Origin of the sequence: Sinomonas atrocyanea (genome assembly GCF_001577305.1) — a bacterium.
Lineage (GTDB): Bacteria > Actinomycetota > Actinomycetes > Actinomycetales > Micrococcaceae > Sinomonas > Sinomonas atrocyanea.
On record NZ_CP014518.1, the window covers coordinates 3,984,094 to 3,998,008 of the forward strand.

A 13,915-nucleotide genomic window follows, 5' to 3' on the forward strand; every position below is an offset into this window, starting at 1 on the left:
AGGAATGCACCACACCATGGACCCGAACCAGCAGCAGAACCCGCCGCAGAACCAGACCGTCGCGGAGCTGATCGCCCGCTCCAACCGCCTGGGCGCGGACAGGCGGACCACCAACTACGCCGGCGGGAACACCTCCGCCAAGGGCACCGAGACCGATCCCGTGACCGGCGAGCCGGTCGAGCTGCTGTGGGTCAAGGGCTCCGGCGGGGACCTCGGGACCCTGAGGGAGGAGAACCTCGCCGTGCTGCGCCTGGACCGCCTCCGCGCGCTGGCGGGGGTGTACCCGGGAGTGGAGCGCGAGGACGAGATGGTCGCCGCGTTCGACTACTGCCTCCACGGCAAGGGCGGCGCCGCGCCGTCGATCGACACCGCGATGCACGGCCTCGTCGACGCCGCCCACGTGGACCACCTCCACCCGGACGCGGGCATCGCCATCGCGACCGCGGCCGACGGCGAGGCGCTCACCGGCAAGATCTTCGGCGGGAAGGTCGTCTGGGTGCCATGGCGGCGCCCCGGCTTCCAGCTCGGCCTGGACATCGCCGCGGTCAAGGCCGGCCATCCCGAGGCGGTCGGCACGATCCTCGGCGGCCACGGCATCACCGCGTGGGGCGCAACGAGCGAGGAGGCCGAGGCCAACTCGCTGTGGATCATCGCCGAGGCCGAGAAGTACCTCGCCGCCAACGGCCGCCCCGAACCGTTCGGCCCCGCCCTGGAGGGCTACGGCGCCCTGCCCGAGGCCGAGCGCCGCGCCAAGGCCGCCGCCCTCGCCCCCGTGATCCGCGGCCTCGCCTCGACCGACCGGCCCCAGGCGGGCCACTACACCGACGACCCCCGCGTCCTTCAGTTCCTCGCCTCCGCGGAACACCCCCGCCTGGCGGCCCTGGGCACCTCCTGCCCGGACCACTTCCTGCGCACCAAGGTCGCCCCCCTCGTCCTCGACCTGCCCGCCGAGGCCTCGATCGAGGACAGCGTCGCCCGGCTCAGGGAGCTCCACGCCGGGTACCGCGAGGCGTACGCGGCCTACTACCGCCGCCACGCGGACGCCGATTCGCCGGCCATGCGGGGGGCGGACCCGGCCATCGTGCTCATCCCGGGCGTGGGCATGTTCTCCTACGGCAAGGACAAGCAGACCGCCCGGGTCGCCGGCGAGTTCTACCTCAACGCGATCAACGTCATGCGCGGCGCCGAGGCCGTCTCCTCCTACGCCCCCATCGAGGAGTCGGAGAAGTTCCGCATCGAGTACTGGGCGCTCGAGGAGGCCAAGCTCGCCCGCCTCCCCCAGCCCAAGTCCCACGCGACCCGGATCGCCCTGGTGACCGGGGCGGCCTCGGGCATCGGCAAGGCCGTCGCGACCCGCCTCGCCGCCGAGGGCGCGTGCGTTGTCATCGCCGACCTCGACCTCGAGAAGGCGCAGGCCGCGGCCGCGGAGCTCGGCACCGCCGACGTCGCCATCGGGGTGCGCGCGGACGTGACCGACGCCGACCAGGTCGCCGCCGCGGTCGACGCTACGGTGCTGGCCTTCGGCGGGATCGACCTCGTGGTGAACAACGCCGGCCTGTCCATCTCCAAGCCCCTGCTGGAGACCTCCGAGAAGGACTGGGACCTCCAGCACGACGTCATGGCCAAGGGCTCCTTCCTGGTCTCGCAGGCCGCCGCGAAGGCCATGATCGCCCAGGGCATGGGCGGGGACATCGTGTACATCTCCTCGAAGAACTCCGTCTTCGCCGGCCCGAACAATATCGCCTACTCCGCCGTCAAGGCCGACCAGGCCCACCAGGTGCGCCTCCTCGCGGCCGAGCTGGGCGAGCACGGCATCCGCGTCAACGGCATCAACCCCGACGGGGTGGTCCGCGGCTCCGGGATCTTCGCCGGCGGCTGGGGCGCAAAGCGCGCCGCGGTCTACGGGGTCGAGGAGGACAAGCTCGGCCAGTTCTACGCCCAGCGCACCCTGCTCAAGCGCGAGGTCCTGCCCGAGCACGTCGCCAACGCCGCCGCGGTCCTGACCGGCAGCGAGCTCTCCCACACAACGGGCCTGCACGTCCCCGTCGACGCCGGCGTCGCCGCCGCCTTCCTCCGATGAGCACCCGGTCGTTCGTCGCGGTCGACGTCGGCGCCTCCTCCGGGCGCGTCATCCTCGCCACGGTTTCTCCAGACCGGGGGGCGGACGGCGGCGCGCCCCGCGTTGCGCTCGACGTCGTCCACCGCTTCCCGAACGGCGTGATCGACGACGGCGTGGACAGCGCGGGCAAGCGAGTCCTGCGCTGGGACCTGCCCGGGATCTTCGCCGAGGTCCAGGATGGCCTCGCGAAGGCAGGCGAGCTCGCGGCGGAGCGGGGGGTGCGGGTCGAGAGCATCGGCATCGACACGTGGGCGGTCGACTACGGCCTCGTCGACGCGGCCGGCAGGCTCAAGGAGCCCGTCCACGCGTACCGCGACGCCCGGACCGAGGCCACAGTCCCCGTGGTCCACGAAAAGGTCCCGCCGGAGAAGCTCTACGAGGTGACGGGCCTGCAGTTCCTGCCGTTCACCACGCTCTACCAGCTCGCCGCGGAGCCGCGGCTCCACGGGTACCAGGCGCTCCTCATCCCGGACCTGCTCGCGTTCTGGCTCACCGGCTCCCGCCGCACCGAGGAGACCAACGCCTCCACCACCGGGCTCCTCGACGCCCGCACCGGCATCTGGTCGGCGCAGCTGTTCGAGGAGCTCGGCCTGCCCGAGGGCCTCTTCCCCGAGCTCATCGTCCCCGGCGAGACCTACGGGACGCTTCTCCCCGCGGTAGCCGAGCGCACGGGGCTGCCACCGGACACGCCGGTCGTCGCGGTGGGCTCCCACGACACCGCCTCCGCCGTCGCCGCGGTCCCCGCATCCGAGGGCGAGGACGTCGCCTACATCTCCTCGGGCACCTGGTCCCTCGTGGGCGTCGAACTCGACAAGCCCGTGCTCACCGAGGCCAGCCGCGCGGCGAACTTCACCAACGAGCGCGGAGTGGACGGCACCATCCGCTACCTGCGCAACGTCGGCGGCCTCTGGCTCCTCTCCGAATCCCAGCGGCAGTGGGCCGCCGAAGGCCGGGAGGCCTCGCTCGAGGCCCTGCTCGCCGCCGCGGCAGCCCTGCCCGCCGGCGGCCCGCAGATCGATGTCGACGCCGAGGAATTCCTCGCGCCGGACGGCATGCCCGAGCGGATCCGCGCCGCCGCCGCGCGGGCCGGCACCCCCGGCGGCGAGGTGCTCACGGACGAGCCGGCCGCCGTCGTGCGCTGCATCCTCGACAGCCTCGCCGCCGCCTACGCCCGCACCCTCACCCAGACCGCGCAGCTCTCCGGGCGGCGCCCGGGCGCCGTCCACGTGGTCGGCGGAGGTTCGCAGAACGAGCTCCTCTGCCGTCTCACCGCCGCCGCGACCGGGCTCCCCGTGCTCGCCGGCCCCGTCGAGGCCACCGCCCTCGGCAACATCCTCGTCCAGGCCCGCGCCGCCGGCGCGCTCGACGGCGGCCTCCCCGCCCTCCGCGCCGCTGTCCGGGCCAGCGTCCAGCTGCGGGAGCACACGGCCGCGGCGGTCTGATCGGCCTCGAGGGCGAAGGAGGAGGCGCCTCCTCGCGAGCAGGACGCCCCGAGGGCGTCTCGGGTGCGACGAGGCGTCTGGCGGCGCCGCGCCTACGCCGCCGCAGCGCTCCCGGCGCCCGACGCCGCGTGGCGCCCGAGCGCCCCGGCCAGCCCCGCGGCGTCGTGCGCCCCGGCGAAGGCCTCGGTGCCCGGCTCGAGGGCTCGCCCGGCGGCGAGGGACCCGGCATCGACGGCGTCGTAGCCGAGGGCGTCGATGAAGGCGAGCACGCGCCCGCGGGCGTCGGGGTCGTCCCCCGCGACGGCGAGGGCGCGGCGGCCCGGGGAGCCCGCGGGGCAGCCGTCCGCCTCGAGCTCGTGGTAGCCGATGTGGTTGAGCGTCTTGACCACGTGCGAGGCGGCGAGGAAGTCCTGGATCACCTCGGAGGAACCGCGGCCTGCCAGCTCGGGCATGGTCCCGTCCGTCGGCTCCCAGTAGTTCATGGCGTCGATGACCACCCGGCCGGCGAGAGCGGCGGAGTCGAGAGTGCGGTACTTGTGCAGCGGCAGGGCCAGGACCACGAGGTCCGCCTGGGCAGCCTCGGCCGCCGTCACCGCGAGCGCGCCGGGGGTGATGATCTCCACGATGAGCGCGATGTCCTCGACCGGCTTCGCGGTGGCGATCCGCACCTCGAACCGGGCCTTGAGGGCCTCCCGGGCCACGGCGGTGCCGACGCGGCCCGCCCCGAGGATGCCGATGCTCCTGATGCCCTGCTCCATGCTGCTGCGCTCCGTCGATGTTGTGGACTCGTCAACTACCTGTCTGGGTCAACGCCGCCGCGCTCCCCCGCATTCCGCACGCGGCGGGGGCCGTTCGGTCCTATCCGGGCCGAGGCCTGCGTGGAATGCTGGCCGCATGCCGCGGATCCCGCGCACACCCGCGAGACAGTTCCCGCCGAATCCGAGGAGGCCGCCGTGCCCGAGTGGGAGGAAGTCATCACCCCGGGCCGTTTCGACGGCCAGACGGTCATCGTCACCGGAGCCGGCTCCGGAATTGGACGGGCGACGGCGCTCCGGGTCGCCAAGGAAGGCGGTCGGGTCATCGCCGGTGATGTGAGCCAGGAGAGGCTCGACGACCTTGTCGCCGAAGTCCCGGACCTGGGGATCGTCCCGGTCGCCGGGGACGTCAGCGCCGAGGACTCCGTGCAGCGGCTCGTGGCGGCCGCTGGGGGGCGGGTGGACGCCCTGGCCAACGTGGCCGGGATCATGGACCACTTCCACGGCCTGCACGAGCTTCCCGACGAGATCTGGGAGCGGGTCATGGCGGTCAACGTCACCTCGGTGGTGCGGCTTTCGCGCGCCGTGCTGCCCCTGATGCTCGGGGCCGGCCGCGGGTCGATCGTGAACGTCTCCTCCGAGGCCGGCCTGCGCGGCTCCGCGGCGGGGGCGGCCTACACCGCGTCGAAGCACGCGGTGAATGGGCTGACTAGGAGCGCCGCGGTCATGTACGGGCGCAAGGGCATCCGGGTCAACGCCGTGGCCCCCGGCGCCACGGTCACCCACATCGAGGCGCCCATGGACTCCGACCTGGCCAAGGAGGTCATCGCGCCGCTGTTCGGCGCAGTCCTCCCGCCCGCGGCCCAGGCCTCCGAGCTGGCGGCCTCCATCACCTTCCTGCTCAGCAGGGATGCGACCAACATCAACGGCGTGGTCCTCGCCTCGGACAACGGCTGGAACGCGATCTAGCCGGAGCCGCCGGGGCCCGCGGGCCCCTTGGACGGTTTGCCGCCGCGCGGACGGGTAGTGGTTACGGATACGCAGGACGCAGAGCCGAAGGAAGGACAGGACAGTGAAGCGGCGAGCGACCGTGCATGAGCACCGGCAGGAATGGATCCGCAGGCAGAGGGACGAGAGCGACTCCGCGCGGGGCGGCCAGCCCCCGCAGGACCGCTCCTCCCGCCAGGACCGCGACGACGCGGACCCGGGACGCGACCGACGGGCCGCCTAGGCCCCCTTCCCGGCTAGGATCCGGGCATGGAATTCGTGGTGTTCTACACCCTGCGCGAGGGCGCCGACCGGGCTCGCGTGCTCGAGGTCTATCCGCGCCACAAGGCCTACTACGAGGCCTTCCGGGCCCACGGCGGCGGCCTCCTCGCGCTCGGCCCGTTCCAGACACCGGACCCCGCGGCCAGCTCCATGGGGCTCTTCAGCTCGCGCGAGGACGCCGAGCGGTTCATCGCCGACGACCCGTTCGTGCTCGAGGGCCTGGCCGAGCCGCGCGTGCTCGAATGGAACGCCGTGCGCTTCACCTAGGCCCCGGGCCCCTGCGGGGCGCCACCGCAGCGGCGCGCCGCACCCGGAAAGGTGCGGCGCGCCGTCGTGCGTCCGAGCGGACGCGCAGAGAGGCGCAGCCCGCTCGGGACGCGGCCGTCAGAACGTCGCGGCGTCGATGACGAAGCGGTAGCGGACGTCCGAGGCGAGCACGCGCTCGTAGGCCTCGTTGATCTGCTCCGCGGGGATCAGCTCGATGTCCGCGCCGAAGCCGTGCTCGGCACAGAAGTCCAGCATCTCCTGGGTCTCGCGGATGCCGCCGATCATCGACCCGGCGAGGGTCTTGCCGCCGCCGATCAGGCTGAAGGCGTTGACGGCGAGGGACTCCGGCGGGGCCCCCACGCTGACCATGGCGCCGCCCGCGGCGAGCAGGCCGAGGTAGGCGTTGAGGTCGATCGGGGCGCTGACGGTGTTGAGGATGACGTCGAACGTGCCCGCGAGCTTCTCGAACGTCTCGGGATCGGACGTGGCGTAGTAGTGGTCCGCGCCGAGCCGCAGCCCGTCCTCCTTCTTCTTCAGCGACTGCGAGAGCACGGTGACCTCGGCGCCCATGGCGTGGGCGATCTTGACGCCCATGTGGCCCAGGCCGCCCAGGCCCACCACGGCCACCTTCTTGCCCGGGCCCGCGCCCCAGCGGTTCAGCGGCGAGTACGTGGTGATGCCCGCGCACAGGAGCGGGGTCGCGACGTCGAGGTCGAGGCCGTCCGGGATCCGCAGGACGAAGTCCTCGGTCACCACCACGTGGGTCGAGTAGCCGCCCTGGGTGATGGTGCCGTCGCGGTCCACGGCACCGTAGGTGCCGACGTTGCCCTCGAGGCAGTACTGCTCGTTGCCCTTCTCGCAGTTCACGCAGTGGCCGCACGAGTTGACCATGCAGCCCACGCCGACGCGGTCGCCGACGGTGTGCTTGGTCACCTCGTTGCCGACCTCGGTGACGACGCCCGCGATCTCGTGCCCGGGCGTGAGCGGGTACTGCTGGGGGCCCCAGTCCCCGCGGACCGTGTGGATGTCAGAGTGGCAGATGCCGGCGTACTTGATCTCGATGAGGACATCATGCGGGCCAAGCTCGCGGCGCTCGATGGTGGTCTTGACGAGCGGCTCAGCGGCGCCCGGTGCTGCGTAGGCATTGACGGTGGGCATGGTGACTCCAATCCGTAGGGTGTTGAGTTTGCTTGATGCGGCAAACATCGCCCAGCATCCTACGCTACTCAGGGGTACAGTCGCATCATCCAGCGCGCTGCGAGGAGGCGGGCATGGCTGTTCCGGACCGCTTCGGGCTGCTTCCTGCGGGGCCGCTGCTGCTCACCACGGAGGAGACGCGCCTCCTGTGGGCGTTCGTCCACGGCGACATCATGGACGCCGCGGTGCGGTCCTGGCTGCGCGCCTCGCTGGGCTTCTGCCCCCGGCACACGTGGGCGTACGCGGTGGTGGAGATCGAGCTGTGGGAGGCCGGGGTCGGCGGCCGGGGCGGCCACCAGCCCTTCGACGTGTGCGTCCTCTACGAGGACCTCTGCCGCACCCTGTCCGCCCGGCTGGGCCGGCCGCGCGGGTGGGGGCGCCGCGCCGAGGCCGCCCTCGTCCCCTCGCGCCGGTGCTACCTGTGCGCGCAGCTCGCCGGGGCGCCGCGGGAGGGGTTCGCGCTCGGGTATGCGAATTCGAACAGCGCGGCGCTGGCCGCCGAGGCGAACCTCCTGCGCCACACCCGCCGCTGGTGCGAGGCCACGGCGGACGAGTGGGCGCCCGCCGCCTGCCCGGCCTGCCTCGGCGCCGCCGCCGGCGCCGCCGCCGGGACGCACGACGACGGCGCGCGCCTCTGCCGCCTCCACCTCGCCGAGGCGGTGCGAAGGGTGGCGGGCGACGACGCGCGGGCCGGCGCGCTGCTGTCCGCGGCTTCCGCCCGGCTCGCCTCGAGCGCCCAGGGCCTGACCGTCCTGGCGCGCTCGATGACCGCCGCGGGGGCGCCCGCCGACGCCCGGACGGAGGCGAGCTGGATCGAGGCCCTGGGCTTCTTCGGCGGCTGGCAGTTCCCGGCGTTCCTCGCCGGGATCCGGGCGGACGGCGCCCCCTGAAGGCGCTTCAGCCGCCCAGCGACGCGGCCCACGCCTCGATGCGGGCCTTCACCTCGTCATCGGAGAGGTCCTCCACGCGGGTCATGATGGACCAGCGGATGCCGAACGGGTCGCGGATGCTCGCGAAGCGGTCCCCCGAGACGAAGTCCGTGGCGGGCTCCCGGACGGTGGCACCGCCGGCGACGGCCCGGTCCACGGCGGCGTCCACATCCGGGACGTAGACGGCCAGGGAATAGCAGTCGTCGTCCCCCGCCGGCGGGAGCACGAGGTGGTACTGCGGATTCGCGTCGCCGAGCTCGAGCCGGCCGGACGGGAAGTCCAGGACGGCGTGCGCCACGAGGGGCCGTCCGTCGGCGCCGGGCATGTCGGTCCGGGAGAGGAGGCGCGCGCCGAACACGGCCCCGTAGAAGCCGATCGCGGCCTCGGCGCCGTCCACCACGATGAACGGCGTCAGCGAGGTCGAGCCGCGCGGCATGCCGTTGACGGTGTGCTCGCCGTTGGCGGCGCGGCTGCCCGGAGCGGTGCTGGTCTCTTCTGTCTGTTCGCTCATGCGGCCACGCTAGCCGCGCCCGCGGGCAGCGCTCTTGAAGAATCCCGCCACCGCCTAGGCTGTGGCCTGTGCAGCCGACATCCCGTGGTGAGCTGACCCCCGATCCCCGGGCCCCGATCGCGAGGATCGCCCCGCCGGCCTGGGCCGCGCACGCCGTCCGGCACCTATGGATCGTCGAATGGGACCTCCCGGAGGGCCAGGCCGTGCGCCAGCTGGTCCTCGGCTACCCTGCGCTCAACGTGGTCGCCGAGCCGGAGAGGTTCGCCGTCTACGGGCCCGCGACGTCGGCTTCCACCCGCACGCTCGCCGGCCGCGGCTGGGGCGTGGGGATGCTGCTGCGGCCCGCGGCCACGCCGCTGTTCGCCCCGCGGCCCGCGGAGTTCGCCGACGCCGAACGCGACCTCGACGCGCCCGAGGTGCACCGCGCCGTCGTGCACTCCATGGCCTCGGAGCAGCCGGCGGAGACCCGCTACGCCGAGGCCGCGGACGCGGTGCTGCGCTGGATCGTGGGGCTCGTGCCGGCCGCGGATCCGCGGGGGCTCGAGGCCAACCGCATGGCCGAGCTCGCCGACTCGCACCCGGGCCTGCTGAAGGTGGCGGACCTCGCGGCCGCGATGGGGGCCTCCGAGCGCTCCCTCGACCGCCTTGCGGCCGACTTCATGGGCCCGACACCGGCTGCGCTCATGCGGCGGCGGCGGATCCAGGTCGCGGCCGAACGGCTGCGGGCCGATCCCCGCACGCCGCTTGCGGACCTCGCCCACAGCCTCGGCTACGCCGACCAGCCCCACCTCACCCGGGACTTCCGCGCGGTGCTCGGCATGACGCCCCGGGAGTACGCCGGCCGCTGAGGGGCCTACCGGGCCACGCGGAAGCGCGCGGGCACCTCCCCTGCGCCCGAGGCCGAGTCCGCCGCGAGCTCGCCGATCACAGGCGCGAACTTGGCCCCGTGCCCCGAGCAGGGGGACACCACCGTGATGCCGCCGGCGGAGTCGATGACGAAGTCCTCGGTCGGCGTGTTCGTGAACAGGCACGTGGTCTCCGCGTAGGGCTCGGGGACCAGGCCCGGGAGGCACTCGCGCACGTACTCGACGACGCGGCGCCGGTTCTCCGGGTCGATCACCCCGTCCTGGTCCGCCGCCGAGGGAAGGACCTTGCCTCCGTTGAACTCGGCGATCTTCTGCCCACGGAACCCTGCGTCGCGCCCGCCCGGGAGCCCGTACGCCGTCCAGCCCCGGCGCATGTGGATGAACGTGGGCCACGTCGCGGGCGCCTCGGTCGGCGGCTCGGCGTAGGGGAAGTGGTAGGCCTGCTCCTGCCGGACCTCGAGGTGCGGCATGGCGTCAAGGAACCCCTCCGGCAGGGGAAGCGCCCCGAGCAGCCGCGGCAGCCAGCCGCCCGCGGCGACGACCACCCGGCCGGCGCGCAGCGTCCGCCCGTCCTCCGCGGTGACGACGAACGCGGGCCCGTCGCGGACCACGGACTCGGCGGCCCAGCCGGTCTCGAGCCGGGCGCCGTGGTCCGCGGCGGCGCCGACCATCGCCATCACCGTCTCCTGGGCATCGATCACCCCCGCACCGGGGTGCCACAGCACGTCGGTGTCGAACGCGATCTGGGGCCACCTCCCGCGGGCCTCCTCGGCGCCGAGCAGCTCGTGCTCGACCCCGCAGGCCGCGAGGACCCCGGCGAGCGCCGCGGGGTCGCGCTCGGCGCCGTAGTCGACGGACCCGGTGGCGGTGATGAGCTCGCCGCCGCCGAGCCGGGCCAGCTCCGCCCAGCCCTCCTCCGAGCGCTGGAGGAGCCGCGTGTAGAACTCGTCCTCGTATGCGTAGCGGAAGATCCGCGCGGAACCGTGGGAGCTGCCGGCATCGTTCGCGGGGGTCGAACGCTCGAGGACGGTCACCTCGTGGCCGCGGGCCGCCAGGTGCCAGGCGGTGGAGGCGCCCGCCAGCCCGGCCCCGATGACGGCATACTCGGTCGATTCCATGGTCCTGCTCCTGAGTCTTTCCTGGATCCGCTGCCCTTCCAGTAATCCATCAGGGGCGCGCTCTGCGCCAACCGGGACCTGCTGCGCGCACCAACGTGTCGCCGGAGGCCTCAGCCCCGCTCCGCCGCCCGCAGCTCGCGCCGGAGGATCTTGCCCGAGGAGGACTTGGGGATCGCGTCGAGGAACTCGACGGCGCGGACCTTCTTGAACGGGGCGACGTGCTCGGCCACGAACGCCATGACGTCCTCGTCGCCCAGCTGGGCACCCGGCTGGCGGACGACGAACGCCTTGGGGACCTCCTCGCCGTCGTCCGCCCGCACCCCGATCACGGCGGCGTCCGCGATCTGCGGGTGGGTGAGCAGCACCGCCTCGAGCTCTGCGGGCGCGATCTGGTAGCCCTTGTACTTGATGAGTTCCTTGAGCCGGTCCACGATCGTCACCACGCCGTCCGCGCGGACCGTGGCGATGTCCCCCGTCCGCAGGAACCCGTCCGGATCGATCGTCGCGGCGGTCGCGTCCGGGCGGTTGAGGTAGCCGAGCATCACCTGCGGCCCCCGGACCAGCAGCTGCCCGGGCGCGCTCACGGCCTCCGGGCCCTTCTCCGCCGGGGGCAGCGGGATCTCCTCGTCCGTGGCCGGGTCGAGCAGCTTGCACTGCGTGTTGGGCACCGTCACGCCGACCGAGTCCAGGGGCATCCGGCCGGCCTCCGAGAGCGGCATGATGTGCGAGGCCGGGCTCAGCTCCGTCATGCCGTAGCCCTGCAGCATCGCGCAGCCGAGGCGGGCGGCGACCCCCTCGCCGAGCGCCGCATCCAGCGGCGCCGCACCGGAGAACGCGACGCGCACGCTCGAGAGGTCGTACTGCTCCACGAGCGGGTGCTTGGCGAGGGCCACCGCGATGGGCGGGGCGATGAACAGGTAGGTGCAGCGGTGGTCCTGGGTGATGCGCAGGAACTCGGCGAGGTCGAACTTCGGCATCGTGACGAGCCGCGCCCGCTGCAGGAAGGCCGCGTTGACGAGCATGGTGAGGCCGTAGATGTGGAAGAAGGGCAGGACGGCCAGGAGCGTGTCCTGGGCCGTCACCCCCAGCAGGGGCCTGCCCTGGGCCACGTTCGCCACGAGGTTGTAGTGGCTGAGCATGACGCCCTTGGGGGTGCCGGACGTGCCCGAGGAGTACGGCAGGACCGCGACGGCGTGCGGGTCCACCTCGACGTCCGGCGCGTGCAGCCCGGCCGAGAGCGCCTCCCCGAGCGAGGGGTGCGCCGCACCGGAGGGCGACGGGCCGCCGTCGAGCACCACCACCCGTTCCGGCGGGATGCCGGCCTCCCCCGCGGCGGGCTCGGCGCGGTCCAGGAACGGCGAGACGGTGAAGAGCCACGTGGCGCCGGCGTCGGCGAGCTGGCGGCCCGTCTCCTCGGCGGTGTAGAGCGAGTTGACCGTGGTGACCGCCGCCCCGGTGCGCAGGATCCCGTGGAACACCACGGCGAAGGCCGGCACATTGGGGCACATGAGCCCGAGGGTGGTCCCCGGCCCCACCCCGTGCGCGGCGAGCCAGCCGGCGAGGGCGTCGATGCGGGCCACGAGCTCGCGGTAGGTGGTCTCGGCCCCGCTCGTGCCGTCCACCATCGCGACGCGGTCCAGGTCCTCCTCTGCCAGGCCGCCGAACAGGTACTCGTGGAGGGGCACCTCCGGGATCTCGACGTCCGGGTACGGGCTCGCGAACATGGGTTCTCCTTCGGATCCGGCGGATCGGCGCACGACGGCGGCACTCGCCGCTGTGGACATCGTGCTGTGCCGTCGGGGCCGGGGCAAGGGGCGGAGAGGCGCGCCGGGCCGGGGTGGCGGCGGGTCGACGCCGGGGTGGCGGCGGGATGTTGCCGGATCCGGCCGCTGCAGGGCGTGGGCCCGCGGCCCGACCGGGAAAGCGGCAGGATCTTGCCGGATGCGGCCCCAAGGGGGACACTGGTTCCCAACGACGAGCAGACCGGCAGGATCCTGCCGGGAGGATCCTGCCGGGAGGAGGCGGCGTGGAGGACTCCGCGCGAGAGGCGCTGGCGGCGCTCGGTGCGAGCATCAGGGCCGCGCGCAAGGACGCCGGCATCACGCAGGCGACCCTGGCCGAGCTTGCCGGGACATCGGAGCGGACGGTGCGCGACATCGAGCGCGGCTCGCCGAGCCCGAGCATCGGTGCCGTGATCGCCGCAGCTCGCGCCGTCGGCCTCACGGTCGGCGCGAGCTGATGTCCCACGACCTCTCCGCGCTGAGGTTCATCGACGAGGCGGACGTGTACAAGGCCGGGGTCCTGGCCGGCAGGCTCTGGCGCGACGAGCGGGCACGCATCAGCTTCGCCTACCGGGACGAGTACGTCGCGGCGCAGGGCCGGCCCGTGGCCCGGACGCTGCCGGTGGGGGCGGAGACCGTGGGGCCCCTGCACGGCCTCCCTGCGTTCTTCGCCGGCCTCCTGCCCGAGGGGCACCGGCTCAGCGTGCTGCGGTCCGCGGCCAAGACGAGCCTCGACGATGAGCTCACGCTGCTCCTCGCAGTCGGGGGCGACGTTCCCGGCGACGTCCAGGTGGTCCCCGCGGGCACGGCGCCGTCGGAGCCGGAGCCGCTCGCCGACCTCGACGCGGCGCCGGCGGACTTCTCGCGGCTCGCCGACGCCCTCGACCTGCACGGGCTGCCCGGCGTCCAGGACAAGGTCAGCGCCTCCATGCTCTCCGCGCCCGTCGCCTCCCCCCACCACCGCTGGATCCTCAAGCTCGATCCGCCCGGAACGCCGCACCTCGTCCTCAACGAGGCGCTGCACCTCGCGGCTGCCCGGGCGCTGCGGATCCCCGTCGCGTCCGCCCACGTGGTGCGCGACGCCCAGGGGGTGCCCGGGCTCCTCGTCTCCCGGTTCGACAGGATGCACGAGGACGGCCGCTGGCGCCGGCTCGAGCTGGAGGACGGCGCCCAGATCCTGGGCATCCTGCCCGCGGCGAAGTACTCCGTGGCGGCCGAGGACCTCGTCGCCGGCGTGGCGGGGGCGTGCCGGGCACCGGCGGTCGCCGTCCGCAACCTGTACCTGCAGTTCCTGTTCGCGTGGCTCACCGGAAACGGCGACCTCCACGCCAAGAACGTGGCCGTCCTGACCGGCCCGTCCGGGCATCGCGCCCCCGCGCCGGTCTTCGACCTCCCCAGCACGGTGCTCTACGGCGACATGACCATGGCCCTTCCGGTGGCCGGGCGGACCAAGGGCCTGCGGGCCCGGCACTGGGCCGAGTTCGCCGCGTCAATCGGCCTGCCCGAGCGGGCCGCCGCGTCCGCGACAGCGCTGGCACTCAAGGCCGCGGCCGGCGCGGACCTCGCGACGCTCCCCTTCGAGGGCTCGCCGCTCAACCGGGCCCTGCGCGAGCTGCGGCACCGGAGGGCGGAGCTCGACTAGTCCCCCACGGCGCCGCCCG

The 13,915-nt window shown here is 73.8% G+C and carries 14 protein-coding genes; 9 read left to right on the forward strand and 5 right to left on the reverse strand.

All coding sequences use genetic code 11. The annotated features are described in order from the left end of the window. Positions 1-16: 16 nt before the first annotated feature. Entirely contained in the window at positions 17-2,080 is a 2,064-nt protein-coding gene (locus SA2016_RS18285; protein WP_066500923.1) for a bifunctional rhamnulose-1-phosphate aldolase/short-chain dehydrogenase, read from the forward strand. Beyond that, positions 2,077-3,561 (forward strand): rhamnulokinase, encoded by a 1,485-nt coding sequence (locus SA2016_RS18290; protein WP_066500925.1) that lies wholly within the window; start codon positions 2,077-2,079, stop codon positions 3,559-3,561. Before SA2016_RS18285 ends, SA2016_RS18290 begins: the two co-directional genes overlap by 4 nt. A 92-nt stretch (positions 3,562-3,653) precedes the next feature. Here the strand turns inward: SA2016_RS18290 and SA2016_RS22535 are convergent, their stop codons facing one another. Continuing rightward, positions 3,654-4,319: an NADPH-dependent F420 reductase gene (locus tag SA2016_RS22535; protein ID WP_066500927.1), complete on the reverse strand. Its 666-nt coding sequence runs from the start codon at positions 4,317-4,319 to the stop codon at positions 3,654-3,656. 195 nt (positions 4,320-4,514) lie between these two features. On the opposite strand from SA2016_RS22535, the gene SA2016_RS18300 reads away from it, so the two are divergent. The 3 genes from SA2016_RS18300 to SA2016_RS18305 all read left to right on the forward strand — a co-directional run bounded on the left by SA2016_RS18300 (position 4,515) and on the right by SA2016_RS18305 (position 5,852). Further along, positions 4,515-5,285 (forward strand): SDR family NAD(P)-dependent oxidoreductase, encoded by a 771-nt coding sequence (locus SA2016_RS18300; protein WP_084249633.1) that lies wholly within the window; start codon positions 4,515-4,517, stop codon positions 5,283-5,285. Positions 5,286-5,388: 103 nt separating this feature from the next. Further along, positions 5,389-5,547, forward strand: coding sequence for a hypothetical protein (locus tag SA2016_RS21585; RefSeq protein ID WP_157089150.1), 159 nt, complete (start codon positions 5,389-5,391; stop codon positions 5,545-5,547). Between the two features lie 26 nt (positions 5,548-5,573). After that, complete coding sequence (locus tag SA2016_RS18305; RefSeq protein ID WP_066500930.1) at positions 5,574-5,852, forward strand: YciI family protein; 279 nt, start codon at positions 5,574-5,576, stop codon at positions 5,850-5,852. Between the two features lie 117 nt (positions 5,853-5,969). Here SA2016_RS18305 and SA2016_RS18310 read toward each other — a convergent pair whose 3' ends face one another. Continuing rightward, on the reverse strand, positions 5,970-7,010 hold the full coding sequence (locus SA2016_RS18310) for an NAD(P)-dependent alcohol dehydrogenase (RefSeq protein ID WP_066500932.1): 1,041 nt from the start codon (positions 7,008-7,010) through the stop codon (positions 5,970-5,972). A 113-nt stretch (positions 7,011-7,123) separates the two neighbouring features. Between SA2016_RS18310 and SA2016_RS18315 the strand changes: the two genes are divergently transcribed. Beyond that, a complete protein-coding gene (locus SA2016_RS18315) occupies positions 7,124-7,939 on the forward strand; it encodes a hypothetical protein (RefSeq protein ID WP_066500936.1) in 816 nt (271 codons plus the stop codon). A gap of 7 nt (positions 7,940-7,946) precedes the next feature. Here SA2016_RS18315 and SA2016_RS18320 read toward each other — a convergent pair whose 3' ends face one another. After that, positions 7,947-8,489: a VOC family protein gene (locus SA2016_RS18320; RefSeq protein WP_066500937.1), complete on the reverse strand. Its 543-nt coding sequence runs from the start codon at positions 8,487-8,489 to the stop codon at positions 7,947-7,949. Between the two features lie 68 nt (positions 8,490-8,557). On the opposite strand from SA2016_RS18320, the gene SA2016_RS18325 reads away from it, so the two are divergent. After that, on the forward strand, positions 8,558-9,337 hold the full coding sequence (locus SA2016_RS18325) for a helix-turn-helix transcriptional regulator (protein WP_084249634.1): 780 nt from the start codon (positions 8,558-8,560) through the stop codon (positions 9,335-9,337). Positions 9,338-9,342: 5 nt separating this feature from the next. On the opposite strand, the gene SA2016_RS18330 is transcribed toward SA2016_RS18325, so the two are convergent. Together SA2016_RS18330 and SA2016_RS18335 are read right to left on the reverse strand one after the other, a co-directional pair. Next, positions 9,343-10,473: an FAD-dependent oxidoreductase gene (locus SA2016_RS18330; protein ID WP_066500938.1), complete on the reverse strand. Its 1,131-nt coding sequence runs from the start codon at positions 10,471-10,473 to the stop codon at positions 9,343-9,345. Positions 10,474-10,583: 110 nt separating this feature from the next. Further along, on the reverse strand, positions 10,584-12,197 hold the full coding sequence (locus SA2016_RS18335) for an AMP-binding protein (RefSeq protein ID WP_066500940.1): 1,614 nt from the start codon (positions 12,195-12,197) through the stop codon (positions 10,584-10,586). Between the two features lie 302 nt (positions 12,198-12,499). On the opposite strand from SA2016_RS18335, the gene SA2016_RS22380 reads away from it, so the two are divergent. Both SA2016_RS22380 and SA2016_RS18345 read left to right on the forward strand, forming a co-directional pair. Next, positions 12,500-12,712 (forward strand): helix-turn-helix domain-containing protein, encoded by a 213-nt coding sequence (locus tag SA2016_RS22380; RefSeq protein ID WP_229710858.1) that lies wholly within the window; start codon positions 12,500-12,502, stop codon positions 12,710-12,712. Then, positions 12,712-13,896, forward strand: a complete 1,185-nt coding sequence (locus SA2016_RS18345; protein WP_066500943.1) for a type II toxin-antitoxin system HipA family toxin — start codon at positions 12,712-12,714, stop codon at positions 13,894-13,896. The genes SA2016_RS22380 and SA2016_RS18345 overlap by 1 nt, the downstream gene beginning before the upstream one ends. Positions 13,897-13,915: the final 19 nt, after the last annotated feature.

Excerpts from the sequence above, each read along its gene's own strand:
- SA2016_RS18285 (WP_066500923.1), top strand. The coding sequence starts at position 17 with ATGGACCCGAACCAGCAGCAGAACCCGCCGCAGAACCAGACCGTCGCG.
- SA2016_RS18290 (WP_066500925.1), top strand. The coding sequence starts at position 2,077 with ATGAGCACCCGGTCGTTCGTCGCGGTCGACGTCGGCGCCTCCTCCGGG.
- SA2016_RS22535 (WP_066500927.1), bottom strand. The coding sequence starts at position 4,319 with ATGGAGCAGGGCATCAGGAGCATCGGCATCCTCGGGGCGGGCCGCGTC.
- SA2016_RS18305 (WP_066500930.1), top strand. The coding sequence starts at position 5,574 with ATGGAATTCGTGGTGTTCTACACCCTGCGCGAGGGCGCCGACCGGGCT.
- SA2016_RS18310 (WP_066500932.1), bottom strand. The coding sequence starts at position 7,010 with ATGCCCACCGTCAATGCCTACGCAGCACCGGGCGCCGCTGAGCCGCTC.
- SA2016_RS18315 (WP_066500936.1), top strand. The coding sequence starts at position 7,124 with ATGGCTGTTCCGGACCGCTTCGGGCTGCTTCCTGCGGGGCCGCTGCTG.
- SA2016_RS18320 (WP_066500937.1), bottom strand. The coding sequence starts at position 8,489 with ATGAGCGAACAGACAGAAGAGACCAGCACCGCTCCGGGCAGCCGCGCC.
- SA2016_RS18330 (WP_066500938.1), bottom strand. The coding sequence starts at position 10,473 with ATGGAATCGACCGAGTATGCCGTCATCGGGGCCGGGCTGGCGGGCGCC.
- SA2016_RS18335 (WP_066500940.1), bottom strand. The coding sequence starts at position 12,197 with ATGTTCGCGAGCCCGTACCCGGACGTCGAGATCCCGGAGGTGCCCCTC.
- SA2016_RS18345 (WP_066500943.1), top strand. The coding sequence starts at position 12,712 with ATGTCCCACGACCTCTCCGCGCTGAGGTTCATCGACGAGGCGGACGTG.